Genomic DNA, 24,827 nt, shown 5'->3' on the forward strand with positions numbered 1-24,827 from the left:
TGGCGGACCGGCGGCGCGCGGGCCAGCGGGCGCTCAAAAAAGGGGCCGCCAGCGCCTTGCTTTTGGCCGCTTTCGCCGAAATTGGAGCTTACTCGCTAGAATGAACTTCGTCCGGCTCACTTTCCCTCTTTACCGCATCCATCATGAAACTCATCGGCTCCATCACCAGTCCCTACGTACGCAAGGTGCGCATCGTGATGGCCGAGAAAAAACTTGACTACCAGTGGGTGCTGGAAGATGTCTGGGCCGCCGACAGCGCGATCGTCGCCGCCAACCCCTTGGGCAAGGTGCCTTGTCTGGTGATGGAGGGCGGTGAGGCGGTGTTTGACTCGCGCGTCATCGTTGAATACCTGGACACGCTGTCACCCGTCGGCAAGCTGATTCCGGCGCAGGGCCGCGAGCGCGCCGAGGTCAAGACCTGGGAAGCGCTGGGCGACGGCTTGCTTGATGCGGCCATTTTGGCCCGGCTGGAAGCCACCTGGGCTGGCCGCACCGAGCAGCAGCGCAGTGCCGCGTGGATAGCGCGCCAGATGGGCAAGATCGACGACGCGCTCAAGGCCATGAGCACCGGCCTGGCCGAAAAGCCGTTTTGCAGCGGCGTTCACTTCAGCCTGTCCGATGTGGCGGTGGGCTGCGCGCTGGGTTACCTGGACCTGCGCTTTTCCCAGATCAACTGGCGCGAAAGCTATCCGAACCTGGCCAGGCTGCAGGAAAAGCTGATCAAACGCGCCAGCTTTGTGGAAACTATTGCGGCCTGATTTTCGGCAATAAAATCGCTCTAAGCCCAATGCTGGCGGGCGCGAATAGCTATTAGAACTATAGCGTGCAGCGCCCCCGCTTTCACCCGCTTACGCCCACTCAGGCCCGCGCGCGTTTTTTCAGCCAGCGCATCACGCCCCCGACCAGCGGCAGCTTTTCATACAACTCTTCGGCCGCATCCCAGTAGTCGCGGTGAAAATAAACCCGGCCGTCGGCACCAAATTTTAGGTGCGAGCCGCCGCGCACGGTTTGCAACTGGGTGCGCGCAAAGCGCTTGAAGCGAAACTCAAAGTTCCAGGTCAAAAAACATTGACCGCCATCGACGATGCGCTCGGTCACGACAAAGCGTGGCTGCTCCAGCGTCTGGTACATGTGGCTGAAAATGCGGCGCAGCTCGACCACGCTGCGCACCTCGTTGAAGGGGTCCTTGAAGTAGGCGCGCGGCGTGTAGAAAGTCTCCAGCCGCTCCAGGCTGGCCGGCGACAGCGTTTCAAAAAAATCAATCAGGCGCTCCGCCGTGGCGTGCTGCGGCGCCGGTGCAGGCTTCATCGCTGAGTTCATGGTTTGGCGTTCACAAGGCGGTCACTTTTCGCACGGCCGCAAAATACCCGCCGTAAGGCAACAGGCGCAAGGCCTTGAGCCAACGGGTAAAGCGCTTGGGAAAGTGAATTTCAAAGCGCCCGTGGCGCCAGCCCGCCAAAATTTCAGCGGCGGCCTGTTCGGGCGTGATCAACGCCGGCATGCTGAAGCTGTTGTGCGCCGTTAGCGGCGTTTCGACAAAACCCGGGCAGATCAGGCTGACGCCAATGCCGCTGGCCTGCAGGTCCAGGTACAGCGTTTCGGCCAGATTGATCAAGGCCGCCTTGGTCGGCCCGTAACCCAGGCTTTGCGGCAGGCCGCCGTAGCCAGCCACACTGCTGATCAGACTGATATGGCCGGCCCGGCGCGCCAGCAGACTGGGCAGCAACGCATCCAGCACGTTCAGCGCGCCCAGGTAGTTGACCTCGTTGTGCTTCAGCATTTCGGCCAGGTCGAAGGCGGTGGCGCGCATTTCCTTGTAATAGCCGGCGCAATACAGCACCAGATCGAGCGGGCCGGCGGCAAGCACGGTTTGCGCCGCCGCACGCACGGCAATGCGGTCGGTCACGTCGAGCGGCAGCGCTTGCGCACCCGGGTGCGCGGCGGCAAAAACGGCGAGCGCGCCGGCGTTGCGCGCCGACACGAACACTTGGGCGCCTTGCGCATGCAGCGCCCGGGCGGTGGCCTGGCCGATGCCGCTGGAGGCACCAACAAGCCAGACGGTTTTGCCATGCCAGTCGGCTAGGGGAGGATTGAGGGACATGTGTATAACTTGTTTTGCTATGGAATTAATAGCTGCTTGCGCCCGTATCTATTGGGCCAGAGGCATATTTGATGAATAAATGGCGAGTTGGCTAACGTTTCACGAAACTCAGCGTGACCTCGCCCAGCTTGAAACCAAACTTGCTCATCTGCGCCTTGTTGAGCATCACCTGACCGCTCATCAGGTACATCCAGTCGTCGAATTGCACCTCAATGACTTTTCCGTCCACCGGCAACTTCAGCGTGTAAGCCCAGCGAAAAGCGTTACCTTTTTCCTCGCCGGCGGCCACGCCCAGCACGTCGTCTGCGGTTCCCGTGTAACGCCCGTCGGCCGTGCGCTTGAGGGTCCAGACGCGGCGCTGCTTGCTGCCGTCTGAGTAGGTGAAGTCCTCGTCGAGCACGCCGGTCTCCAGGCCGGGCGGGCCTTCCCAGCGGCACTTCATGACGACGCTAAAGCGCTTGACCACCTTGCCCGAGCGGTCGGTAAAGAGGCCGTAGGCGTCCAGCGTGCCGTTGAAATACTGGCGCAGGTCCAGTTGCGGTTGCTCGGCCGCGTAGTCGCTGACTTGCGGGCTGGCGCAGCCGGCCAACAGCGCCAGCGAAAGTGCAGCAGACAGCAGCAGCGAGGCCCCTGTGATGCGGCGGCGTTGCGTGAAGTGGTTCATGGGCTAAAGCCTTCGGGTTGTTTGATGATGAAAAAGTAAGCTGCCGCGGCCGCCGCCAGCTTGAGCAGGCAGGGCAGCACGCAGTAAGCCACCACTAGCGCGCTGAGCGCGGCCGCATCGCGCACGCCGGGGGCGTAGCCGAACAGGCCCAACAGCGGCAGTGCCAGCCCCGCGGCCAATGCCAGGTTCAGCTTGGTGGCAAAATTCCACCAGCCAAAGAAGGCGCCTTCCGCGCGTCCGGATTGGCCGCTGGCCTGGATCACGCCGGCCAGCAACGCACCGGGGAGCGCCAGGTCGGCGCCCAGCGCCACGCCCGACAGCGCACAGACCACGGCAAAGGCCAGCGTTTGCCCGGCCTGCAGTTGCGCCGCCCAGCCAAACACGGCAATCGCCAGCACCATGCCGGTCAGCCAGGCGCGCGCCAGCCCGATACGCCTGACGACGGCCAGCCAGAGCGGAATCGACAGCGCGGCGCACAGGAAATAGCTGCCCAGAAACAGCGGCTCCAGCGCGGACGGCGCCTGCAGGCGGTCCTGAATGAAGAACAGCACCAGCGTGGCCGGCACCGCGCTGGCAATGCCGTTGAGCAGGAAAACCGCCAGCAGGCGGCGAAAGGCGCTGATGCTGAAAGGCCGCCAAATTGGGCTTTTTTGAGCCCCTTTGTCGGCCGCGCTGCCGCACGGCTGGCTGGCGTGGCCAGTCTGATTGGCCGTCTGGTGGGACGGCCGGGGGGCGCGCCGCCAGGCCAGCCAGCCGAGCGTCAATGCTATAAAAAAAATAGCTGTTGTGGCAGGCAGGCCAAGGACCACCGGCGTAATCGACGCCAACACGACGCCAAACAGGCCGAGTCCTTCGCGCCACGCCACAATGCGGCTGCGCTGCGCCTCGTTGCCGCCCAGCATCGCGCCCCAGGACTGGTGCGACACACTGAGCGTGCTGTAGGCCGCGTAAGTTAGCACCAGCATGGCACTGGCCCAGGCCACCAGCGCTGTGGGCGCGGTTTGCAGCAGCAGCGGCGGGAAAAACAGCAGGGTAAAACCGAGCGCCAGCAGCAGCGCGGCGGCAGCGCCCAGCGTCAGCACTGCTGCAGCCGAACGGGCAAACATACGGTCAATCAGGCGGCCCAGCAGTGGATCAATCAGCGCGTCGAAAAGCCGGGTGCCCAGCAAAATCGCACCCAGCGTGGCCAGCGGCACGCCAAATGCGCGCGCATAGTGATTCGGCAAAATGACGTAAAGCGGCAGCGCCACGAAGGCCAGCGGCAGGCCAAGCAGACCGTAAGCGACGCCGTTGCGCGCCGAAAACGCGTCCGTGCGGGTCGCCAGCGCCTCTACCGGTCGGGTAGGCGGCGTGCTTGGCGGCTTGGCGTGAAGGGCCTGCAGCGTCATGGTCCTGCCCCTGCCAACAAAGCATCGCGCAATTTAGGCTCAGAGGTTTGCGGTGACAGCCAGATGCCAAAAAACAGGCGTGCGAATTCGGCATCGCGAATTTCGCCGGTGACTTTGCCGTTAACCCAGAACGCCGCACCGACGCCGGGCCGGTGTAGGCCCAAAATTCGGTCGCCCCGGCTGACATTCGGAATCACGCGCAGCAGCCCGGCGCGCCAGCGGGCTGCCTGCGCTTCGCTGATGGCTTGGCTGCGCCGCATTTCTTGAAGAGAGCGCTCGGCCACGTCCTTGGCCTCAAAGTCGCGCAGGTAAGCCAGTTCAAGTGCCAGCGGCTGGGTGGCGTAACTGCCTGCGGCAAAACCGGCCGGCGCCCAAAGCCGCGCGTCATAGACCTGAAAGCCCCAGATCGTCAGGCGCCCCTTGCCGATGAGCTGGCTTTGCGGCAGCGCGTCCTTCAATTCGGGCCGGACCACAGCGACGCCCGGCTCCGCCGCTGGCGTCTCACCACCCTGCGCCAGCACGGCGCCCGCGCACAGCAAACCGGCAACCGCAGCGACCAGCATACGCCGCAGCTTCATGCTCAACGTTTGCGCAGCGTGAACTGCATCACGCTGGTGTTGGCCTGCACAAAGGCGGCCTCGCAATAAGACAGATAGAACTCCCATATGCGTATGAACCTCTTGTCAAACCCGAGTTGGAGCACCCGTGACTCTTGCGCCAGAAATTCGTCGCGCCAAATTCGCAGGGTGCGCGCGTAGTCCTGACCAAACGAAAACTCGTCCACCACGTCAAAACCGGCCGCCGCCGCCTGCGCCCGAAACTCGCTCGGACAGGGCAGGCAGCCGCCCGGAAAGATGTACTGCTGGATGAAGTCGGTAGAGCGGACGTAGCGCTCGAACAGCTCGTCGGCAATCACGATGCTTTGAATGCAGGCATGGCCGCCGGGCTTGAGCAGGCGCGCCACGGTCTGGAAATACTCGGGCCAGTATTCACGGCCCACGGCCTCGACCATTTCGATCGAGCAGATCGCGTCAAAGGGCGCATCTGACGTGGTCTTGCCAATGTCGCGGTAGTCCTGCAGGCGCAGATCGGCCTTGTCGGCAGCACCCAGATCGGCCATGCGCGCCTTGGCCCAGTCCAGCTGCTCGGTGCTCAGCGTGACGCCAACGATGGACGCGCCGAACTCTGTCGTCGCCATCTCGGCCAGCGCACCCCAGCCGCAGCCGATCTCCAGCACGCGGTCGCCCGGCCGCACCCGCGCCATGCTGAGCGCGCGCGCGACCTTGGCCTGCTGGCCTTGTGCCATGGTGGTTTCGGGCCACTGGAAAATCGCCGACGAATAGTTCATCGTGCCGTCCAGCCAGAGCGCGTAAAAGGCATTGCCGAGGTCGTAATGCGCGTGGATGTTCTTCTGGCTGTTGGCCTTGGTGTTGCGGTTCAGCAGATGCTTGATGCGGTAGCCCAGGCGGCCCAGCCAGCTGCCGTAAATCGCATTTTCGACTTCCTGGCGGTTGACGATGAAGACTTGCAGCAGGTCGCTCAGATGCGGCGAGCTCCAGTCGCCGGCGATGAAGCTTTCGGCAAAGCCGATGTCGCCGGAGCGCAGCGCCGCGCTGCACGGCTTCCAGTTGTGCAGGTGCAAGCTGGCCATGGGCGCGCCGCCCGATCCGAAACGCTGCAACGAGCCATCCGGAAACTGAACGGTCAGCGTGCCATGCTTTAGGCGCAGCAGCATCTTCAGGGCGGTGCGCGCAGCGCCTGGCGCATCGCCTGGAATGGCAAACGGCTGGGTCAGGGAAGAGGAGGGGAATATGTTCATCGCGTCACAAAGGGTTCGGAGGGCTTGGGTTTTCGGACAAAAGGCACGCGTTTGCGCCAGAGCTTGACGGCCTGCCAGTGAATGCGCGCCATCACGCCCAGCGTCATGGCCGGGTAGCCCCACAAGGCCTTGCGAAGGCTGGCGGCGCTGATCGGCTCCAGCGTGCCGCTGACGCTGGTTTCCAGCAGCGGACCGTCAGCATCGTCGTAATCGACGCGGGCCACGGTTTTATCGATACCGTCGTGGCTGGTGCGCATAAAGCGAAAGCGGTAGCCGCCCTCCAGCGTGCAAAACGGCGAGACATGAAACACCTTGTCGGCTTTCAGCTCCTGCCCATAGTCGATCCCTTGCGGGGGATCAATCAGGTAGCAATGGCGCTCGCCAAAGGTGTTGTTGACCTCCACCACAATGGCGCGCAAGTTGCCGTCGGCCCGATGGCAGTACCAGAAGCTCACCGGCTTGAAGGTATATCCCAGCACGCGCGGGTAGGTATGCAGCCAGACCTCGCCGCTGGCATCTTCCACGCCTTCGCGCAGCAGCAGGGCGTCCAGCCAGGCGACAGCGTTGTCGCCGCCGTCGCCGTGGTCTTTGTCGAAAAAGCTCAGCGCGCCGCGCCGGTTGTGCGCCAACGCGCCGCTGCCGTGCTGGTGCAGGCTGCGCATCGGCAGCATTAAAAAATAGGTGGGGTAGTTGAAGGCGTTATGCGCCGGGCGCAGCCGCGTGTGCCGCACCTGGCCAAAGCCGATCAGCGCCTGCGCTGGCTGCACGCCCGGGTTCATAGGGCCGCCTCCGCATCTTTGACCAGCAGCCGCGCTGCCTGAAGGCCCGATTTCAGGCCGTCCTCGTGAAAGCCATAGCCGGTCCAGGCGCCGCAAAAATAGCTGTGCTGCAAGCCCTGCAGTTGCGGCAGCTGTTTTTGCGCCTGCAACGCCGCCACATCAAACACCGGATGCATATAGTTGAATTCGCCCATGATGTGCTTACGCGCGATCTCGCGTGCCGGATTCAGGGACACCAGCAGCGGCTGGGCGAACGGCAGCGGCTGCAGCAGGTTAAGCAGGTAGTGAAGGCAGACGCGTGCCGGTTCGCTGGCGCTGGGCGCGTTTCGCTCGTAATTCCAGGCTGCCCAGGCGAGCTTTTTTTGCGGCAGTACCGTGGCATCGGTGTGCAGCACGGCGCGATTGGGCTGGTAAGAAATGGCGCCCAGCAGCGCGCGTTCGGTCGGGCTGGCGCCGGGCAACAGCGCCAGAGATTGGTCGGAGTGCGCGGCCAGAACCACCTTGTCAAAGTGCTCGACGCCGCCGTCGCTGAACACGCGCACGCCGCCGCGCGCCACGCCGGCGTCACGCTCAATCCGGCGCACTGGCGTGTTCAGGCGCTTGTCGGCAATGCCTGCAATGATTTTTTCAACGTAGTGGCGCGCGCCACCTTTGACCGTCCACCACTGCGGCCGGTCGGTGACCTGCAGCAAGCCGTGGTTGTGGCAAAAACGGATCATGGTGGCGACCGGAAACTGCAACATCTGCTCGGTCGGGCACGACCAAATGCAACCCATCATGGGCAAGAAGTACCAGTTGCAAAATTCTTCCGGGAACTTGTTGGCGCGCAGGAATTCGCCAAGTGGCTGCCGCATCGCGGCGTCGGCACCCGACACGGCCAGCCGCGTGGTGATGCGGTTGAAGCGAACAATGTCCGCCAGCATGCGCAGGAATTTCCAGTTCGCCAGATTGCCGCGCTGGGCAAACACGCTGTTCAGGCTGGAACCGGCCCATTCCAGGCCTCCGCCAGCCGAACCATTCGGCAGCTTGACCGAAAACGACATGTCGGAACGAGCCGTGGCCACGCCAAGTTCGGCAAACAGCGTGATGAGCTGCGGGTAAGTGCGTTCGTTGAACACCAGAAAGCCGGTATCCACACCATGGCTGACCAGACCCTGCGGCGATGCCAGCGTGACGTCTACGGTATGTGTGTGGCCGCCGAAATAGTCGCCCGCCTCAAACAGCGTGACTTCGGCCAAACCCTGCAGCGTATGCGCGACCGCCAGCCCGGAAATACCGGAGCCGACAATGGCTACACGCAGGGAGACGCCGCTCATGCGGACACCCGGAATATAAAAATGCTGCGAAGCGCCCCGGCGCGAACGAGGGAGGGAGGGAGGAGGAGGAGCGCCCCGAGATTGCATCCGACCCCAGAGGGTGCGGAAGGCTTCGCAACAATGAAACTTTTTCTTCGCTGGACTTGCTTGTTGCAGCAGAAAACGCCAGCCCCTGTATGAGCGCGCTGGCGTTGCCGGAGTTCCCGGCCTGTTCGCGATTGGCTCAGTAAAGTTTTGTGAAGCGGGAAACCGCTTATGTCAATCCGGCAATTCCAGTGGAAGACGGCAGGGGCAGCGCGCACCGCACGGGATGCTCTTTTAAGCGGGGCCGAGGCGTCTTGGCGGAGCGATAGGTGCTGCATGCACGCATCATACCGCCATAAATACTAATTAGTCAAAAACGCTACTGAACAGTATTTATATTCAGGATGGCGCTCAGGGTTTGGCCAGTTGTTTCTCGATTTCCTGCAGCAACTTGCCGCTGCTCGGGTCGGCCTTGGAGTCAAAACTGACCACGCTCACGCCGTCGCGCGCAATCACGTATTTGTAGAAGTTCCAGCTTGGCGCGACGCCGGTTTTGGCGGTCAGCTGTTTGAACAGGGGGCTGGCGTCCTTGCCGCTCACGCTGGTTTTCGTGAACATCGGAAATTTCACGCCAAAAGTGTTCTCGCAAAAATCCGCAATCTCCTTGTTGCTGCCGGTTTCCTGCGAAAAGTCGTTGGAAGGAAAGCCCAGCACCACCAGCCCGCGCTGCTGGTACTTGGCATGCAGCGCTTCCAGGCCCTGATACTGCGGCGTGAAACCGCAAAAACTGGCGGTATTGACCACCACCACGACCTTGCCGCTGTACTGGCAAAGCGACTGCGGTTTTTCGTCCTGCAGGCGCAACACATCCTGCTTGAGCAGCGCCGGGCAGAGCGGCTGCGGGGTTGCCGCAGGGGTGGCGGGCGTCGCCGACCAGACCATTGGCGCGAACATCGCCGCGCCGCTAAAAAGCGCTATCAGCAGCAGGGGTTTAGGCGCAAGGGTGTACATGGCATGGCTCGCTAACAGTTAAGTGGGAATTCATTCTGGCATTTTTGTGTCGCTGGCGCTGACGCGAGGGGCGGCTGACCCGCCGGTCTGGGCGGACATGGCGGCCAACATCTGCTGGCGACAAACGCTCGCGGCGCTCTCAAAAAATCAGCTGGCGTCATTACTTTTAGGGCTTAATAGTAAAAAAATGTCTCACGGCCGCACCCCTGAGGCTGGATACAGCTATTTACTCGACCCTTCCCCCGGAGCATGCAATGACCAGATTCATAGCTGTAGCGCTGGCAGCCGCCACCATGGCACTGCTGACGGGCTGTGCCACGCCAAACCGCATCGATGCCGAGCTGCACAGCATCGATCAAGGCAAGTTGCCCGATGCGAACGTCCGCCTGAACATCCCCGGCCTCGGACCTTGCACCGACAACCCGAACCGATCCTTGCCGCTCAACACGCAGCAGCCGGTGACCGTGCTGGTGCATGGCTGCTTCGGCTCATCCGGGCTGTTTCGCGGGCTGGCGCAAGTGCTGGCCTTTCATGGCCAGCAGACCGCCTGTTTCACCTACAACGACCGCGACAGCATGCTGCTGAGTTCGGCCCAGCTCAACGCGGCGCTCGACCAGCTTGGGCAACAAATGGAGGACAAGCGCGTCACCGTCATCGGCCACAGCCAGGGTGCGCTGGTCGCGCGCAAGGCACTGGTGGCCAATCGGCGTGATGCGATCAGCAACCGTGATTTAAAGCTGCGCCTGGTGACCGTGTCTGGCCCCTTCGCCGGCATCGCGTCCGCCAATCAATGCGGCAACCCGCTCACGCGGCTGCTCACGCTGGGCCTGATCGCGCCCATGTGCCACATCGTGACAGGCGACAAATGGTCGGAAATTACCTACAACTCGCCTTTCATCTTGCAGCCCGGCGCCTTGCACCCGCAGGTGGACGGCTTCCTCAAGGTGGTGACCGATGAGCGCGGCAGCTGCCGACGCTCAAAAAACGGCGCCTGCGTAAAGTCCGACGAAATATTCAGCCTGGAAGAGCAGCGCAACGCCATCATTGACCGCGACCCTCTCACCAACATCGTGGAAATCAAGGCAGGCCACGTCGAGATCGTCGGCGACCAGCGCGTCGCGCCGGTCAAGCTGATCAAGGTGCTGCAGCAAAACGCCATCATCCAGCCGACGGAGCCAGAACGCACGGCAAGCCTGCAGCTGCTGTTGACGCAGCTGTACGGCGCGGCGAACTGACTGCGGCGGATTCGCTGGCTTCAGGCCGCCGGCTTCACCAGCCATCACATTCGCCGCCTAAAATCAGCAGCCTAACCGGGATGAAACCGGCGGCACATCCAGCGCCGGTTTTGCTGCGTATCCTGCTTATCCCGCTACTTTCGCTTCTTTCGCGCATTGCCCTGCAAGGAGTTCACATGCTTTACCCCGAATTGTTCAAACAGCTTGAAGCCGTCCGCTGGAATATGGACAGCGACATTCCCTGGACCAGTTTTGACGCGACCAGGCTCAGCGACGAGCAGGCACAGACCATCAAGATGAACGCCATCACCGAGTGGTCGGCACTCCCGGCGACCGAAATGTTCTTGCGCGACAACCGGGGCGACAGCGATTTTTCGGCCTTCATGTCGATCTGGTTTTTTGAAGAGCAAAAGCATGCGCTGGTGCTGATGGAATACCTCAGGCGCTTTCGGCCCGAGCTGGCGCCCACCGAGCAGGAGCTGCACGCGGTGCGCTTCGAGTTCGAGCCGGCGCCCCCACTGGAAACGCTGATGCTGCATTTTTGCGGTGAGATCCGGCTCAACCACTGGTACCGCCGCGCCAGCCAATGGCACACCGAGCCGGTGATCCAACAGATCTACACCCGTCTCAGCCAGGACGAGGCGCGTCACGGCGGCGCTTACCTGCGCTACATGAAGCGCGCCATCGGCAATTTTGGCAATGAAGCCCGCAGCGCCTTCAGCAAGGTCGGCGTGCTGATGGCGAGCGCGCGCCGCACCGCGCAGGCGCTGCATCCGACCAATCTGCATGTCAACAAAAGCCTGTTCCCGCGCGACACGATTCAAAGCCGACTGCCCAATCCCGAGTGGCTGGAGCATTGGCTGGACACGCAGATCAGGTTTGACGCAGTCTGGGAAGGCAAGGTGGTTGAGCGCATCCTGCACAACCTGAGCCTGCTGCTGAACCAGAGCTTCAAGAGCGTGCAGGAACTCAACCGCTACCGCAAGGCCTTAAGCCGCGAATTAAGCCGCGAGCTGGCCGCGGGCCTGGCGCCAGACGCCAAGGTGCCCGCGTTATGAGTGATCCAGCATTCTTTGCCAAGATCGCGGCGCGCCAGCAAGCGGCGGCGCGCGTGGCGGCCCTGCCCCATCCTGTGGTGTTCACCAACGGCGTGTTCGATGTGCTGCACTGCGGCCATGCCACGTATCTGGCGCGGGCGCGCGCGTTAGGCGCCAGCCTGGTGGTGGCACTCAACACCGATGCGTCGGCCAGGCGCCTCGGCAAGGGGCCAGACCGACCGCTCAACAACCAGCAGGACCGCGCCGTGCTGATGGCGGCGCTGGAGTCTGTCAGCCTGGTCACCTGGTTTGACGAGGACACGCCGCTGCAACTGGTCAGCGCGCTCAGGCCGGATATTCTGGTCAAGGGCGGCGACTACGACATGGACACGCTGCTTGAAACGGCGGTCGTCAAAGCCTACGGCGGCCGGGCGCTGGCGCTGCCGTTTGTCGATGGTTATTCGACGACGGCGCTGGTGCAAAAGATCCGGCAGGAACGTCCGTAGTTCTTGCGGGCCGCAAGCCGCGCCAACACAGCCAGGCATTCACATTGCTACTGTATTGATAGCTGTTAGCGCCCGTTTTTACTGGGCTGCAAGTCAATTTTGTTTCTTTTAAGGGTCGAATCCTTAGGGCACGATGAACTGCCAAGGAGCGACACGAGGCTCGGGCACATCGCCTCGTCGTATGAACTGTCCGTCGTGCTCCACATGGCAGGGCCTATTCAGGCGCACATCCATGTCCAAAACTCTCTTGGTCTGAGCCGGACCCGCTGCCCATTAAGTCGCGGCCCCCGCAAAAGGGGTAGGGCGTGTTAACACCAATAGCAGCCTCTCTACAAGCCTGATGCAATGAACTTTTACCAAGGCCGCAGCTTATGGCTTTCGCGCTCCCGGGCCAGGCAACGTATCATCGAAAAAAGCCCATTCCGGACGATTCTGAAGTAAAAATATCGGCCATGAAAGAACTCAATGTCAATCTGACACGCACCACCACCCGGTTGGCCAGCGTCATAGCCGGTTTGATTGCATTTCCCTTGCCCGTGGCTTTTTTTATCCTGGTCCTGCAGTTCAACCTGGCCGCCATGAACGACGAGGCGAAAATCAGGGCTGACAATTTATCCGCGCTGATCAGTACCAATCCCCAATCCTGGCAGCTTGACGAGGCACGGCTTCAGGAACTGATCAAGGACTTAAACGACACCGGCTTACCTGAATCACGCCGCGTAGTTGACGTCAATGGCCGGGTGATTGTCCAAAGCTTCGATTCCAATGAATACCGTGGACCGGTGGAAGCCTTAGAAGCCCTGGATCCCCGAAACGCTTTGACGATCGCGCGCAGATCCGACCTGATGGACTCGGGCAAGGTAGTCGGCCGGTTCGAGATCATGCGCGACGTGCGGCCCTTGCTGCTTGAAACGGCCCTGGTGAGCTTGCTGGGCCTGTTTTTGGGCGCTTTGGTGTTGGTGGTTTTACGCGTTTACCCGCTGCGCGCGCTAAAGCTGACCCTTGCGACTCTGGCCCAGGAAAAGGAGCGTGCAGAAGTCACCCTGCAGGCCATCGGCGACGCGGTCGTCACCATTGATGGCCGGGGAACGGTGCAGTCGTTTAACCCGGCGGCCGAAAGAATCTTCGGTTATGCCGCGGCCGAGGTTGTCGGGCAGAGCATGAAAATGCTGATGCCCGAGTCATTCGGCAATGCGTTTGACAGCTACTTGCGGCGCTATCCTGATACCGGTCAACCCTACCTGACCGGGGTCGAACGCGAGATATCGGCGCAGCGCAGCGACGGCGAGGTTTTTCCGGTAGACCTGCGGATTTCCGAGTTCTATCTGTATGGGCGCCGTCAACTGATTGGCAGCATGCGCGACGTCACCGAGCGCAAGCGGGCGCAAGTCGAAATATTGCAACTCAACGCCAATCTTGAAGCGCGGGTAGAAGAGCGTACCGCGCAGCTGAAGTTTGCCAACGAGCAGCTTCGCATCGTCACCCAGCGGCTGCGCCAGCTGGCAGCGCACCAGGAGGGGGTGCGCGAAGCCGAACGCACCCGCATTGCGCATGAATTGCATGATGAACTCGGCGGATTGCTGACATCGGCCCGGTTCGACATCAGCAGGCTCGGCCAACTGCCCGGCATCCCTGCCAGCCCCATTGAAAAGGTGCGTGACACGGTCGACGCGGCCATCGGTTCGACCCGGGCCATCATCTCCGACCTCAGGCCGCCGGTGATCGACCACCTCGGGGTGTGGCGGGCCATCGACTGGTACGCCAGGGAACTGGCAAATCGTCGCGGGCTGCGCCGCCAGGTAGTCATTGCACCCGAGCTCGAGGATGTGACCCCGGCCCATGATGTCGGCATCTGCCTGTACCGACTCGTCCAGGAAGCCTTGAACAATGTCGTCAAGCATGCCGAGGCCACTTCGATCATCGTGAACGTCAGGCGCTTGCCTACCGGGCTGGTTGAGGTGGAAACTATTGACGATGGCAAGGGTTTGTCTAGTGAAGACCTTGCCAAGGTCGGGCGTTGGGGAGTGATGGGGATGCGTGAACGCGTGCACAGCCACGGTGGCGAATTGACGATCGAAAGCACACCAGGGCGCGGCACCACGCTGCGCGCCACTTTACGCATCGACTGACATGATTCAACACCTCTCAACGTCCCGTAAGTTGCGCGTACTCGTCGTCGACGACCACCCCATGGTGCTACAGGGTCTGCGCACCATGCTGCTTGAAGCCGGCGACATCGATGTGGTGGCCGAAGCGGCCGATGCGAGAACGGCGATCGCTGTCGTTCGAACCACAGCGCTCGACCTGGTGCTGTCGGACATGACGCTGCCCGACAAGACAGGTTTGGAGCTGCTCAAGATGATCAAGGCCGAGCAGCCAACCCTTCCGGTGCTGATGCTTAGCATGTACGCCGAAGAAGTCTTTGCCGTGCGGGCGCTCAAGTTGGGTGCAGCGGGCTATCTGATGAAAGATGTGGATGCCGCCACGCTGGTCGATGCCCTTCGCCGGGCAGGCAGCGGCGGCAAATACGTTTCTCCCGGTGTGGCCGAACGGCTCGCCCGTCACTTCGACGCAGTTTCCACAGGCGCACTGCACGAGCGGCTGTCGGAGCGCGAGTTCGAGGTGTTTCGCCTTATCGCCACGGGCAAGAGTCTGACCGAAATCGGATTGGGCCTGCATGTCAGCGTCAAGACGGTCAGCAGCTACCGCACGCGCATCATGGAGAAAACGGGGTTTCGCTGCAACGCGGAATTTACCCGCTACGCCCTCGATCAACACCTGGTCGACTAGGCTGCACCCTCACGACGCGTAGCGCAAGTCGTTAATTACTTCTTCCAACTGCTCCATCACCGCTGCCTCTCTCTCATCTTCGCCTGCCGAAGCTTGGTAATACTTTTCAGACACAAAGACTTCAACTTTTTCAAGTTTTTCTATTAACGCCTCTGCGCGAGCTTGTTCACTACCTTGTTCGCGCCGCGCGGCGCTCCTTTTTTCCCCTGCATGGTGGTCTAGGCTTCACGCTTACTCTTCTCAAGGAGCCACATCCTCCGCGCGCAAAGGAACCGTTTCCACTGGCTTGCGTCGAAACCTGCCCGCCATGCGCCGGATGAAATGCTCCAGATCATCCATGTAGGTGAACACGGCAGGCACCACCAAGAGGCTCAACACCGTCGAGGTGATCAGCCCGCCGATCACCGCCACCGACATCGGCGAGCGAAAGCTCGGGTCGGCCGCGCCAAAGCCGAAGGCAATCGGCAGCATGCCGGCGCCCATCGCCAGCGTCGTCATGATGATGGGGCGCGCGCGCTTGTGGCAGGCGTCCAGCAACGCGTCGAGCCGGCTCATGCCATGGTCACGCCTGGCCACGATGGCGTATTCGACCAGCAAGATCGAGTTCTTTGTTGCAATGCCCATCAGCATGATCAGGCCGATCAGCGAGGGCATGGAAAAGCTCTTTTGCGCGATCAGCAGGCCGACAAAAGCGCCACCCAAGGCCAGGGGTAAAGCGGCCAGAATCGTCACCGGATGCAAGAAGTCCTTGAACAGCAACACCAGCACGATGTAGATGCACAGCACGCCGGTCAGCATCGCCAGGCCAAAGCTGGCAAACAGTTCGCCCATGACCTCGGCGTCGCCAATTTCCACCACCCGCACGCCCGCTGGCAAGTTTTTCACGGCCGGCAGCGCCTGCACCGCCTTGGTGACATCGCCCAGCGGCAAGCCTGACAGCTCGATCTCGAAATTGATGTTGCGCGAGCGGTCGTAGCGGTCGATCAGCGCCGGCCCGCCGGCGATCTGCAGCGTTGCCACCTGGCCGAGCATGACCGGCCCCCTGGCGCCCGGCACCGACAGGCGCTCAAGCACGCTCAGGTCCTTGCGCGCGGCGTCGGCCAGCTTCACCACGATGGGCACCTGGCGCTCGGGCAGATTCAGCTTGGGCAGCGACACGTCGTAGTCGCCCAGCGTCGCGATGCGCAGCGTTTCACCGATCGCCGCACTGGTCACGCCCAGATCGGCGGCGCGCGCAAAATCCGGCCGCACGGCGACTTCAGGGCGTATCAGGCTGGCGCTTGACGACACGCTGCCGAGGCCGGGTACGGTGCGCAGGTCTTTCTCGACCGCCTGCGCCGCCGCCTGCAGCGCCAGCGGGTCCTCGCCAGTCAATACCAGCACATATTTTTCGCCCGAGCCGCCGAGGCCGACCTTGCTGCGAACGCCCGGCAATGCTTCGAGCGCCGCGCGCATCTTGTTTTCAATGCCCTGCTTGCGCGGGCGCTCGCTGCGATCGGTCAGCAGCACGGTCAGCGTCGCCTTGCGGGTTTCCGCCGCGCCGGCCATGGCGAACGGGTCGCCGCCGGCGCTACCGCCGCCTATGGTGGTGTAGACGCTGCGCACATGCTCGACCTGGCTGACGAGGCGGCGCGCCTGCTCGGCCGCCGCTTCGGTCTGCGCCAGCGTGGCGCCCGGCGCCAGCTCCAGGTAGACCTGGGTTTGCGAGTTGTCGTCGGGCGGAATGAAGCCAGTCGGCAGCAGCGGGATCAGCGCGATCGAGCCGATGAAAAACAGCAGCGCCGCCACCGTGGTAATGACGCGGTGCTTCAGGCACCAGGCAGCCGCGCGCAGGTAGTGCGTGAGCCAGCGCGGGTCTTTGTGCTCACCGACGATGGGCTTGAGGATGTAGGCTGCCATCATCGGCGTCAGCACGCGCGCCACGATCAGCGAGGCGAACACCGCCAGCGAAGCAGTCCAGCCGAACTGTTTGAAGAACTTGCCGGCGATGCCGCTCATGAAAGCCGTTGGCAAGAACACCGCAATCAGCGTGAAGGTGGTGGCGACCACCGCCAGGCCGATTTCGTCGGCCGCCTCCATCGCCGCCTGGTAGGGCGTTTTTCCCATGCGCAGGTGGCGCACGATGTTTTCCACCTCGACGATCGCGTCATCGACCAGAATGCCGATGACCAGCGACAGCGCCAGCAGCGTCACGACATTGATCGAAAAGCCCAGCAGTTGCATGCCGATAAAGGCCGGAATGACGGACAACGGCAGCGCGACGGCCGAGACAAAGGTGGCGCGCCAGTCGCGCAAAAACAGCCACACCACCAGCACCGCAAGCAGCGCGCCTTCCAGCAGCAAGTGGATCGAGCCGATGTACTCTTCCTCGACCGGCTTGACGAAATTGAACGATTCCGTCAGCACCAGGTCCGGGCGCTGCAGCTTGAGTTCGCTAAGTGCGGCCTGCACGGCGGCGCCCACCGTCACTTCGCTCTCGCCGCGGCTGCGCGAGACTTCAAATCCCACTACCGGCTTGCCATCGAGCAGCGCTGCCGAGCGCTGCTCGGCAATGGTATCGCTGACGGTCGCGACCTGATCGAGCCGGATGCGCCGGCCGTCGCTCAGGGCGAGTTCCAGCCGGCCCAGCTCCTCGGCCGACTTGACGGTTGCCAGCGTGCGCACCGGCTGCTCGCTGCCGCCCAGGTCGGTGCGGCCGCCGGCGCTTTCGCTTTGCACCTGCTTGAGCTGGCGCGAGATGTCGGCGGCGCTGGCCCCCAGCGCCTGCAGCTTGGTCGGATCCAGCGCCACGCGCACCTCGCGCGTCACGCCGCCGACGCGACTGACCGCGCCGACGCCGCGCACGGCCAGCAGCCGGCGCGAAATGTCGTTGTCGACAAACCAGGACAGCGCTTCCGCGTCCATGCGGCTGGACGCGATGGTGAAAGCCAGCACCGGCTGGCCGGCCAGATCGACCTTGCCGATGATAGGGTCGCGCACATCGGCGGGCAGGTCGGCGCGCACGCGGGCAACCGCCGAACGCACGTCGTCCACCGCTTCCTGCACCGGTTTTTCAAGCCGGAATTCAGCCGTGATGGTGACGCCGCCGTCCTGCACCTTGGTGTACATGTGTTTCAGGCCCTGCACCGTGGCGATCGAGTTTTCGAGCTTGCGCGCGACCTCGGTTTCGAGCTGCGCGGGCGCCGCGCCCGGCAGCGAGGCCGAGACGCTGACGGTCGGCAAGTCGATGTCGGGAAAGTTCTGCACCTTCATCGCCTTGAAGGCCAGCGCACCGCCGAAGGTCAGCAGCACGAACAGCATGACTGCCGGAATCGGGTTTTTGATCGACCAGGACGAGACATTCATGACATCGCCCGCCCGGCCGCCCGAAGGGAGGTGAGCGCCCCCCGGGGGGGCAGCGAGAAACGAAGTGTTGAGCATGGGGGTATCATTTGCGCTCCTTATTTAATAGCTACTGGCGCAGATGGCGCCTGTGCTGCGGGCTCATTAGGCTTGTTTTCCGGGGCAAGCCGGACGAGGTCTCCGTCGTTCAGGAAACCGGCGCCATTGACGACAATTGGCGCGTCCGCTGCCAGCCCGGAGAGTACTTCGACGCGCTCGCCGACCAGCCGCCCGCTCTGCACCTTGACCTGGTTGACGCGCTTGTCTGGCGCCAGGCGAAAGACGAAGTTGAAGCCGTCGCGCACGACGATGGCGCGCTGCGGCACGGTCAGCGCGTTGGAGGCGCCCAGATCGAACTCGCCTCGGGCGAACATCCCGGCTTTCGCCACCCCCACGCTTGTCGCTTCGCGTACTTCGCTGCCCCCCGAGGGGGCTGTGCTTGCTTGGGGCGGCCCGGCGCGGCGCACCGCCGGCGAGCCATTGCCGGCCGACGAAGGCAGATCGACATAAACCAGCGCCGAGCGCGTCAGCGGGTCGACCGTGGGCGCAATCATGCGCACCCGGCCTTGAATCTCGCCGCCGCTGGCCGGACGCACCGTTGCGGTGGTGCCGGTCGTGATGCGGCCCAGTTCGGCCGAAGTGACTTCGGCGCGCCATTCGAGCCGGCCTTTGCGGATCAGGCGAAACAGCTCGGTGCCGGCGCCAACGACGGCGCCCACGGTGGCGGCACGCGCCGAGATCACGCCGCTGTCGGGCGCCAGCACCTGGGTCTGGCGTCCGCGCAGCTGCTGCGCGCCCAGCACCGCCTGGGCGGCTTCGGCGCGCGCCTTGGCGGTCTTTTCGGTCGTCAAATACTGGTTGATCTGCTGCGCGCTCAACGCGCCCGAGCTTTGCAGCGTGCGCGCCCGCACGGCATTGGCGGCGGCGTCGGTGGCGCTGGCCTGCGCTTCCAGCAGGCTGGCACGCGCCTGCGCCACCTCGGCCTGCACGCTGTCGCCGGAAAACGTCGCCAGCAGCTGGCCGGCCTTGACCGTGTCGCCAACATTGACCAGCACCTGCGTCAGCCGCAGGCCGTTCGATTCGGAGCCGACGATGGCTTCCTGCCAGGCGACGATGTTGCCGTTGGCGGAAAGCGTAATCGGCAGGCGCGTGGCCTGCGGCAACTCGGTGGTCACGGTCAGCGCCGGCTTGGGCGCGGCCTTGGCGCTGGCGGGTGCCGCGCCGGGTTTGCCGGACGACCAGAAAAAGGCGCCCGCTGCCACGGCGAGCACCACGATTCCGATCAAAACGGCGTGTTTGAGTTTGAGTTTTTGCATGGTGTGGGAGGTGTTCTGGACAAAGGAGGGCTTTAGCGGCTGGTGGGCGGGGCGTTGGAGGCAGCGGCGGCGCTGGCGCTGTCGATCGCCGGCGTCCAGCCGCCGCCCATGGCGCGGTACAGCGCGACCCAGGCTGTCCTGCGTTCGCGCTGCAATGACGCCTGCGTGATCTGCGCGGCCAGCAGGCCGCGCCGCGCGTCTTCGAGTTCAACCAGCCCCGCCAGGCCGCTCTGGTAGCGCGCCTCGGTGCCGGTAAAGGACGCTTGGTAGCCCGCCACGGCACCTTGCGCATCGGTCTCGCGCTCGGCCGTGCTTTGCAGCGTGACCAGTGCTTCCTCGACCTCGCGCACTGCCTGGCGCACGCGGGCGCGGTACAGCGCCGCCGCTTCGTCGTAGCGCGCCTTGGCCGCCTCGACATTGGCGGCGCGCCGGCCGCCGTCGAACAGCGGCAGCGTCAAGGCCAGCGGACCGATGGACCAGGTGTTCAGGCTGGTGGCCTCGCCGCCGCTGCGGATGCCGCTGCGGCCGATGGCGCCGCTCAGGCTCAGGCGTGGGTAGCGCTGCGCCAGCGCGCTGCCGATGTCGGCGCTGGCGGCGGCGACTTCACGCTCTGCACTGAACACGTCGGGGCGCTGAGCAAGCGCGTCAGCTGGCACTGTTGCTATGAAAAGCATAGCTGTTTGCGCCCGACCCTGCTGGGCTAGAGCCATATTTGACCGTATTTCAGGCTCTTTTACGCCGGTCAGCGCGACCAGCGCCTTGATGTCGAGATCGCATTGCGCGCGCTGCTGCGTGGCGCGGCCGCTGGCCTCGAAGGCGCTGGCGCGTGCCAATGCGTCGGTGGCCGGTGCGGTAAAGCCGGCCTGCGTGCTCAGGCTTGATAAGCGCGCGGTTTCCTGGCGCGAGGCGGCGTCGGCTTGCGTGACCTGCGCCAGCTGGCGGCAGCTGCGCAGGCTGTAGTACTGCATGGCTACTTCGGCCGCCACCGAAACGCGGGCATCGTGCCATTGCGCCTGCGCGCCGGCCAGACGCTCGGTCGCTGCGTCGGCGCTGGCGCGATGTCCCTGGTTCGCGCCAAACAGGTCAATCTCCCAGCCCGCCTGCAAACCCGCCTGCGTGGTGGTGGCGATCGGCGCGGCGCCTGGGCCGGGGCCGCCTGCCTGCTGCGCGTTGCCGCGGCTGACGCTGGCTGAGGCGTCAAGCGTGGGCCCGAGGGCCGCGCCGGCTGCGACCCGCGCCGCGCGCGACTGCTCGATGCGCGAGCGCGCGCTGGCGACCGTCGGGCTGACCGCCTGCGCGGCGGTGATCAGCTCGGCCAGCAACGGGTCGCCCTGCTGCTGCCACCATTGCGTCAGGTCGCTCAGCCTGCCCTGATGCGGCTGTTTCGATTGTTGCGCCAGGCCGACCTGCGGCGGCAGCGGCGCCAACCACTGCGCCGGCACTGGCGCCGACACTGTATTAGGCGCTGGCGAAGTGGCGCAGCCGCCCAGCCATAAGGGCAGCAGCGCGCAGGCCAGGCGCATCGAGTGATTCATGATGGCTGGCCTTTTCGTTGGCCAACCGGCCCGCTGCCTGATAGGCGCTGCGCCGCTTCAATCGCTACCATGGCTTCGGCGTAGGCCACCATCTGCCCCGTCCAGGCGTCGATGGACTCGGGCTGATCGAGCAGCTGGGGCCGAATCGCCTGAACGCAGTCGCGCGTGATGAACAGCTGCAGCGCCAGCCCGGCGATGCTGAAGGCGAGCCGGTGCAGGCCATCATCGTCCTTGGTAATGCCCAGGTGGCGCCCAAGCAGCCCCACCAGCGCCGAATGGGCCGGTTTGATGCCGTTTTCGAGTTCCTCGGCCCACAGGCCGGTCGGCTCCAGCATTTCGCGAAAGCGCAGCCGCGTGCATTGCTGAACCAACGCGCCCTGCTTCATCGGCGCCAGAAAATTGTTGATGAAACCTTGCAGCGACTGCCGCAAGCTGAAATTGGGCTGGTCAAACAGCGCGGTGTCTTCGTGAGCGCAGCCCAGCGGTTCGGTGAATGCGGCGCGGTACAGCCCGGCCTTGTCGCCGAAGTAATAACTGATGGCGGCGACATTGGCGCCGGCGGCCAGGGCAATTTCGCGCGTCGAGGTTTTGGCAAAACCTTTTTCGGCAAACAGCCTGAGCGCGGTGTGCAGCAGTAGCTGGCGCGCCTCGGTGCCGTCGGCGCGCTGCTTGCGCGTTTCGTGGCTGGGCGGGATTTTGAGCGGAGATGGAGAGGCGGGAGGAGCAGCAGGCGTCATGCCGCCGATTAAAGCACATCAATCAAACGATTGATCTAAGTAAAACGGTTGTTTCAATTAAATACAAGGCCCGGCGCCTTACCCGCTTTGATTTACCAGCCCGTGTGGACTTCCGCAGGGCGCGTCAGGCTAGCGGGCGTCAAACACCGCGCACCACAGGGCCAAAATGGCATCGCGCTCGGCCTGCAGGGCCGACGGACTGACCTGGGTGGGCTCCTCATTGAGCCGCGCCTGGTGCTGCACGCGGCGCAGTTCACGGTAGGCGGCGGCGGCGCGCTGGCCGATACCCTCGGGCAGCAGGCTGGCGGCTTCGGCGCGCTGCAGCAGGGCGATGTTGCCGACGTTGTCAAGCAGCTCAGCGTGCTGCGCCGACTGCGACAACACCAGAAACTGCACGGCGAATTCGGCATCGACCATGCCGCCCGCGCTGTGCTTGACATCGAATTTCGCACTGGCCAGCGGCATCATCTGGCTTTGCCGGCTCTGCCCGTGGTGGGCCATGCGCACCTTTTCGCGCATGGCGACGATTTCATTGCGCAACGCCACCGGCTCGCGCGGCGCACTGATGACGGCTTCGCGCACCCGGTCGAAGCGTTCGCGCAGCGCTGCGTCGCCCAGCACACAGCGCGCGCGCGTCATGGCCTGGTGTTCCCAGGTCCAGGCGGTGTTGCTGCCGCGCTGCTGCTGGTAGGCGGCATAAGAGGCGAAGGAGGTGACCAGCAGGCCCGAGTTGCCATTAGGGCGCAAGGCGGTGTCGATCTCGTAGAGGTCGCCTTCGCCGGTCTTGATAGTCAGCCACTTGATCAGTTTGCGCACAAAGGCGGCATAAACTTCCGGCGCGCGTTCGTCCTCGTCGTCGTAGACGAACACAATGTCCAGGTCGCCGCCATAGCCAAGCTCTTTGCCGCCCAGCTTGCCGTAGGCAATGATGGCGAACTGGGGAGGTGTCTCGCGATGGCGGTTTTTCAGGTGCTGCCAGCACCAGTCTGCGCTCAGGCGCAGCACGGCTTCGGCCAGCGCGCTCAAGTCATCGGCCACCTGCTCGACCGTCAGCGTGCCTTCCACATCGCGCGCCAGTGTGCGAAACACTTCGGCGTGGTGGGCGCGGCGCAGCAGGTCCAGCGAGCTTTCCTCGTCGTCCTCACGGGTGCGCCGCAACGCGGCCAGGCGCTGTTGTAGTTCGCTGACGAAAGCGGGGCTGTCAAAGCGCTCCAGCTGCAATTGGTCGCTGGCCAGCTCGTCGATCACGCCGGGGTGTTGCAGCAGGTAGCGCGCCGGCCATTTCGCCGCGCCCAGCAAGCGCAGCAAGCGCTCGTGCACCGCCGGGCGTTCCAGCAGCAGCGCCAGATAGCTTTCGCGCCTGAGCAGCGGTTCGACCCAGTCAATCAGCCGCACGGCGGCCTCTTCAGTGACCCGGCTTTCGCCCAGCCACAGCGCCGTGCGCTGCAGCAGCCGGGCCAGCCGGGCGCGCGAATCCTCGCGCAACGCGCCTACCCTGGGGTGCTGGCGCCACAAGGCGAGGCGGGCGCGAAATTGCGCCGGCCAGTGCTCGGGCAGCTGCTCGAGCAGCTCTTCGAGCTGTTGCGGCGGCGCAGTCGGTGCCTTGACGCAGCGCGTGCAGCCGGGCTTGCCGCCCAGCAGGCGGTCGAACTCGCCGGCCACCAGCTCGCGGTGCGCGTCGAGCTCGCTCAGAAACAGGCAACTGCTGCTGAAACCGATGGTCCGGGCAATCCAGTCCAGGTCGTCGTCGCGGGTCGGCAAGACATGGGTTTGCTGGTCGTCGAGGTACTGGATGCGGTGCTCGACCCGGCGCAGGAATTCGTACGCGCGTGCGAGTGCATCGGCGGTGTCCTGCGGCATCAAGCCGGCGCGCGCCAGCCGCTGCAGCGCGTCGAGCGTGGGGCGGGTGCGCAGCTCGGGGAACTGCCCGCCACGCACCACCTGCAGCAACTGCACGGTAAATTCAATTTCGCGTATGCCGCCGCGCGACATCTTCACGTCGTTGGCGCGCTCGGGGTGGCCAGCGCAGCGCTTGGCCGCGTGTTCACGGATCTGCACCTGCAGCGCTCGCAAACCATCAAACACGTTGTAGTCGAGGTAGCGCCTGAAGACGAAGGGCAACACGGCGCCGCGCAGGGCCTGCGCCGCGCCGCTGGCGATGCAGGGCGAAGGCGCCACCACCCGGCTTTTCAGCCAGGCAAAGCGTTCCCATTCGCGGCCCTGGGTCTGAAAATACTCCTCCAGGGCGCTAAGTGCCATTGCGGCCAGGCCGGAGCCGCCGTGGGGCCGCAGCGCCAGATCGACGCGAAAGACAAAGCCGTGCTCGGTGGTGTCGCCAATCAGGCTGTAGACGGCCCGGACCTGGTGCGCGAAATATTCGTGGTTCGAGATCTGGCCACGGCCGTCGCTGCGGCCCGCCGTCTCGCCGTCCTGGTCGTAGACATATATCAGGTCGATGTCGCTTGACACATTGAGTTCACGCGCGCCCAGCTTGCCCATGCCAACCACCCACATGTGGGCGCGCGCGCCGCCTGCGGCCAGCGGCGCGCCGTACAGCGTGTCGAGCAACTCGCTGGACTCGCGCATGGCCACATCAAGCACCAGTTCCGCCAGCTCGGTCATGGCCTGGGTCACGACGTGCAGCGCAACGCCGACCGGATGCACGGGAGCAAGCGGGGGCGCGGCAGCCGGGCCGTCCCCGAATCCCCCAGCAGGGGCCGCGGAACCGGCTTCGCGGGGCCGCAGGCGCAGCGCCCCCTCGGGCGGCAGCGAACCATACGCAGCGGGGAGCGTGGGGGCACCGGCCGCCAGCGCGGGGCCGCCCCAAGCCAGGCCAGCCCCCTCGGGGGGCAGCGAACCACGCGCAGCGGGGAGCGTGGGGGCCACATCGCAGTCCAGCACCACCAGCCGCTCCAATACCAGCTGGCGCAGCAGCCGCAGCGCCGCGCCGGTCTCCAGCCCGCTTGCCAGCAGCGCATCAAGCGTGGCTTGCATCGCGGGCCGCAGCGGCGCGCCTTCGGGCAACAGCGGCAGTTGCTGCGCATAGCGGCGGCGAATGCGCTGGACAAAGCGGGAATAGGCCGAGGCAGCGCCAATGTCGGCGGGCGTGTCGGTGCAGGCGGATCGGATGGTCATCACACTACTTCACAAACTGGATCGGTTCAGGCCCAGCGAACCTCACGGCCGGC

At 64.1% G+C, this 24,827-nt stretch carries 20 protein-coding genes; 6 read left to right on the forward strand and 14 right to left on the reverse strand.

Translation table 11 applies throughout. The annotated features are described in order from the left end of the window. Nucleotides 1-143: 143 nt before the first annotated feature. Nucleotides 144-758, forward strand: a complete 615-nt coding sequence (locus HHJ18_RS16830) for a glutathione S-transferase N-terminal domain-containing protein (RefSeq protein ID WP_296916992.1) — start codon at nucleotides 144-146, stop codon at nucleotides 756-758. Nucleotides 759-858: 100 nt separating this feature from the next. Here the strand turns inward: HHJ18_RS16830 and HHJ18_RS16835 are convergent, their stop codons facing one another. The 9 genes from HHJ18_RS16835 to HHJ18_RS16875 all read right to left on the reverse strand — a co-directional run bounded on the left by HHJ18_RS16835 (nucleotide 859) and on the right by HHJ18_RS16875 (nucleotide 9,033). Beyond that, nucleotides 859-1,320, reverse strand: coding sequence for a nuclear transport factor 2 family protein (locus HHJ18_RS16835; RefSeq protein ID WP_296916993.1), 462 nt, complete (start codon nucleotides 1,318-1,320; stop codon nucleotides 859-861). Nucleotides 1,321-1,330: 10 nt separating this feature from the next. Beyond that, entirely contained in the window at nucleotides 1,331-2,101 is a 771-nt protein-coding gene (locus HHJ18_RS16840) for an SDR family NAD(P)-dependent oxidoreductase (RefSeq protein WP_296916994.1), read from the reverse strand. Nucleotides 2,102-2,192: 91 nt separating this feature from the next. Next, on the reverse strand, nucleotides 2,193-2,765 hold the full coding sequence (locus HHJ18_RS16845; RefSeq protein WP_296916995.1) for a DUF3833 domain-containing protein: 573 nt from the start codon (nucleotides 2,763-2,765) through the stop codon (nucleotides 2,193-2,195). Next, nucleotides 2,762-4,153: an MFS transporter gene (locus tag HHJ18_RS16850; protein WP_296916996.1), complete on the reverse strand. Its 1,392-nt coding sequence runs from the start codon at nucleotides 4,151-4,153 to the stop codon at nucleotides 2,762-2,764. Before HHJ18_RS16850 ends, HHJ18_RS16845 begins: the two co-directional genes overlap by 4 nt. Further along, the gene (locus HHJ18_RS16855) at nucleotides 4,150-4,731 is read right to left on the reverse strand and encodes a chalcone isomerase family protein (protein ID WP_296916997.1); all 582 of its coding nucleotides are present in this window, start codon (nucleotides 4,729-4,731) and stop codon (nucleotides 4,150-4,152) included. Before HHJ18_RS16855 ends, HHJ18_RS16850 begins: the two co-directional genes overlap by 4 nt. Before the next feature lie 2 nt (nucleotides 4,732-4,733). Beyond that, nucleotides 4,734-5,972 carry a cyclopropane-fatty-acyl-phospholipid synthase family protein gene (locus HHJ18_RS16860; protein ID WP_296916998.1) on the reverse strand — a complete coding sequence of 413 codons (1,239 nt, stop codon included), beginning with the start codon at nucleotides 5,970-5,972 and terminating at the stop codon, nucleotides 4,734-4,736. After that, nucleotides 5,969-6,751 carry a DUF1365 domain-containing protein gene (locus HHJ18_RS16865; RefSeq protein ID WP_296916999.1) on the reverse strand — a complete coding sequence of 261 codons (783 nt, stop codon included), beginning with the start codon at nucleotides 6,749-6,751 and terminating at the stop codon, nucleotides 5,969-5,971. Before HHJ18_RS16865 ends, HHJ18_RS16860 begins: the two co-directional genes overlap by 4 nt. Further along, nucleotides 6,748-8,052 carry an FAD-dependent oxidoreductase gene (locus HHJ18_RS16870; protein WP_296917377.1) on the reverse strand — a complete coding sequence of 435 codons (1,305 nt, stop codon included), beginning with the start codon at nucleotides 8,050-8,052 and terminating at the stop codon, nucleotides 6,748-6,750. Before HHJ18_RS16870 ends, HHJ18_RS16865 begins: the two co-directional genes overlap by 4 nt. Before the next feature lie 450 nt (nucleotides 8,053-8,502). Further along, the gene (locus tag HHJ18_RS16875; protein WP_296917379.1) at nucleotides 8,503-9,033 is read right to left on the reverse strand and encodes a glutathione peroxidase; all 531 of its coding nucleotides are present in this window, start codon (nucleotides 9,031-9,033) and stop codon (nucleotides 8,503-8,505) included. A 323-nt stretch (nucleotides 9,034-9,356) separates the two neighbouring features. Between HHJ18_RS16875 and HHJ18_RS16880 the strand changes: the two genes are divergently transcribed. From HHJ18_RS16880 to HHJ18_RS16900, 5 genes are all read left to right on the forward strand, one after another. Further along, entirely contained in the window at nucleotides 9,357-10,337 is a 981-nt protein-coding gene (locus HHJ18_RS16880; RefSeq protein WP_296917000.1) for an alpha/beta fold hydrolase, read from the forward strand. A 176-nt stretch (nucleotides 10,338-10,513) separates the two neighbouring features. Beyond that, nucleotides 10,514-11,395 (forward strand): ferritin-like domain-containing protein, encoded by an 882-nt coding sequence (locus tag HHJ18_RS16885; RefSeq protein ID WP_296917001.1) that lies wholly within the window; start codon nucleotides 10,514-10,516, stop codon nucleotides 11,393-11,395. Next, entirely contained in the window at nucleotides 11,392-11,880 is a 489-nt protein-coding gene (gene rfaE2 / locus HHJ18_RS16890; protein ID WP_296917002.1) for a D-glycero-beta-D-manno-heptose 1-phosphate adenylyltransferase, read from the forward strand. Before HHJ18_RS16885 ends, rfaE2 begins: the two co-directional genes overlap by 4 nt. Nucleotides 11,881-12,332: 452 nt before the next feature. Next, nucleotides 12,333-14,009 (forward strand): PAS domain S-box protein, encoded by a 1,677-nt coding sequence (locus tag HHJ18_RS16895; RefSeq protein ID WP_296917003.1) that lies wholly within the window; start codon nucleotides 12,333-12,335, stop codon nucleotides 14,007-14,009. A gap of 1 nt (nucleotide 14,010) precedes the next feature. Beyond that, the gene (locus HHJ18_RS16900; RefSeq protein WP_296917004.1) at nucleotides 14,011-14,670 is read left to right on the forward strand and encodes a response regulator transcription factor; all 660 of its coding nucleotides are present in this window, start codon (nucleotides 14,011-14,013) and stop codon (nucleotides 14,668-14,670) included. Between the two features lie 240 nt (nucleotides 14,671-14,910). Here the strand turns inward: HHJ18_RS16900 and HHJ18_RS16905 are convergent, their stop codons facing one another. From HHJ18_RS16905 to glnE, 5 genes are all read right to left on the reverse strand, one after another. Beyond that, a complete protein-coding gene (locus tag HHJ18_RS16905) occupies nucleotides 14,911-18,015 on the reverse strand; it encodes an efflux RND transporter permease subunit (RefSeq protein ID WP_296917381.1) in 3,105 nt (1,034 codons plus the stop codon). A gap of 95 nt (nucleotides 18,016-18,110) precedes the next feature. Continuing rightward, complete coding sequence (locus HHJ18_RS16910; protein WP_296917005.1) at nucleotides 18,111-19,367, reverse strand: efflux RND transporter periplasmic adaptor subunit; 1,257 nt, start codon at nucleotides 19,365-19,367, stop codon at nucleotides 18,111-18,113. Between the two features lie 32 nt (nucleotides 19,368-19,399). Then, the gene (locus HHJ18_RS16915; protein ID WP_296917006.1) at nucleotides 19,400-20,902 is read right to left on the reverse strand and encodes an efflux transporter outer membrane subunit; all 1,503 of its coding nucleotides are present in this window, start codon (nucleotides 20,900-20,902) and stop codon (nucleotides 19,400-19,402) included. Then, complete coding sequence (locus HHJ18_RS16920; RefSeq protein WP_296917007.1) at nucleotides 20,899-21,639, reverse strand: CerR family C-terminal domain-containing protein; 741 nt, start codon at nucleotides 21,637-21,639, stop codon at nucleotides 20,899-20,901. The genes HHJ18_RS16915 and HHJ18_RS16920 overlap by 4 nt, the downstream gene beginning before the upstream one ends. Nucleotides 21,640-21,768: 129 nt before the next feature. Then, entirely contained in the window at nucleotides 21,769-24,774 is a 3,006-nt protein-coding gene (gene glnE / locus HHJ18_RS16925; protein WP_296917008.1) for a bifunctional [glutamate--ammonia ligase]-adenylyl-L-tyrosine phosphorylase/[glutamate--ammonia-ligase] adenylyltransferase, read from the reverse strand. Nucleotides 24,775-24,827 lie beyond the last annotated feature (53 nt).

The organism is Polaromonas sp. (assembly GCF_012927455.1).
Taxonomy (GTDB): Bacteria; Pseudomonadota; Gammaproteobacteria; order Burkholderiales; family Burkholderiaceae_C; genus Polaromonas.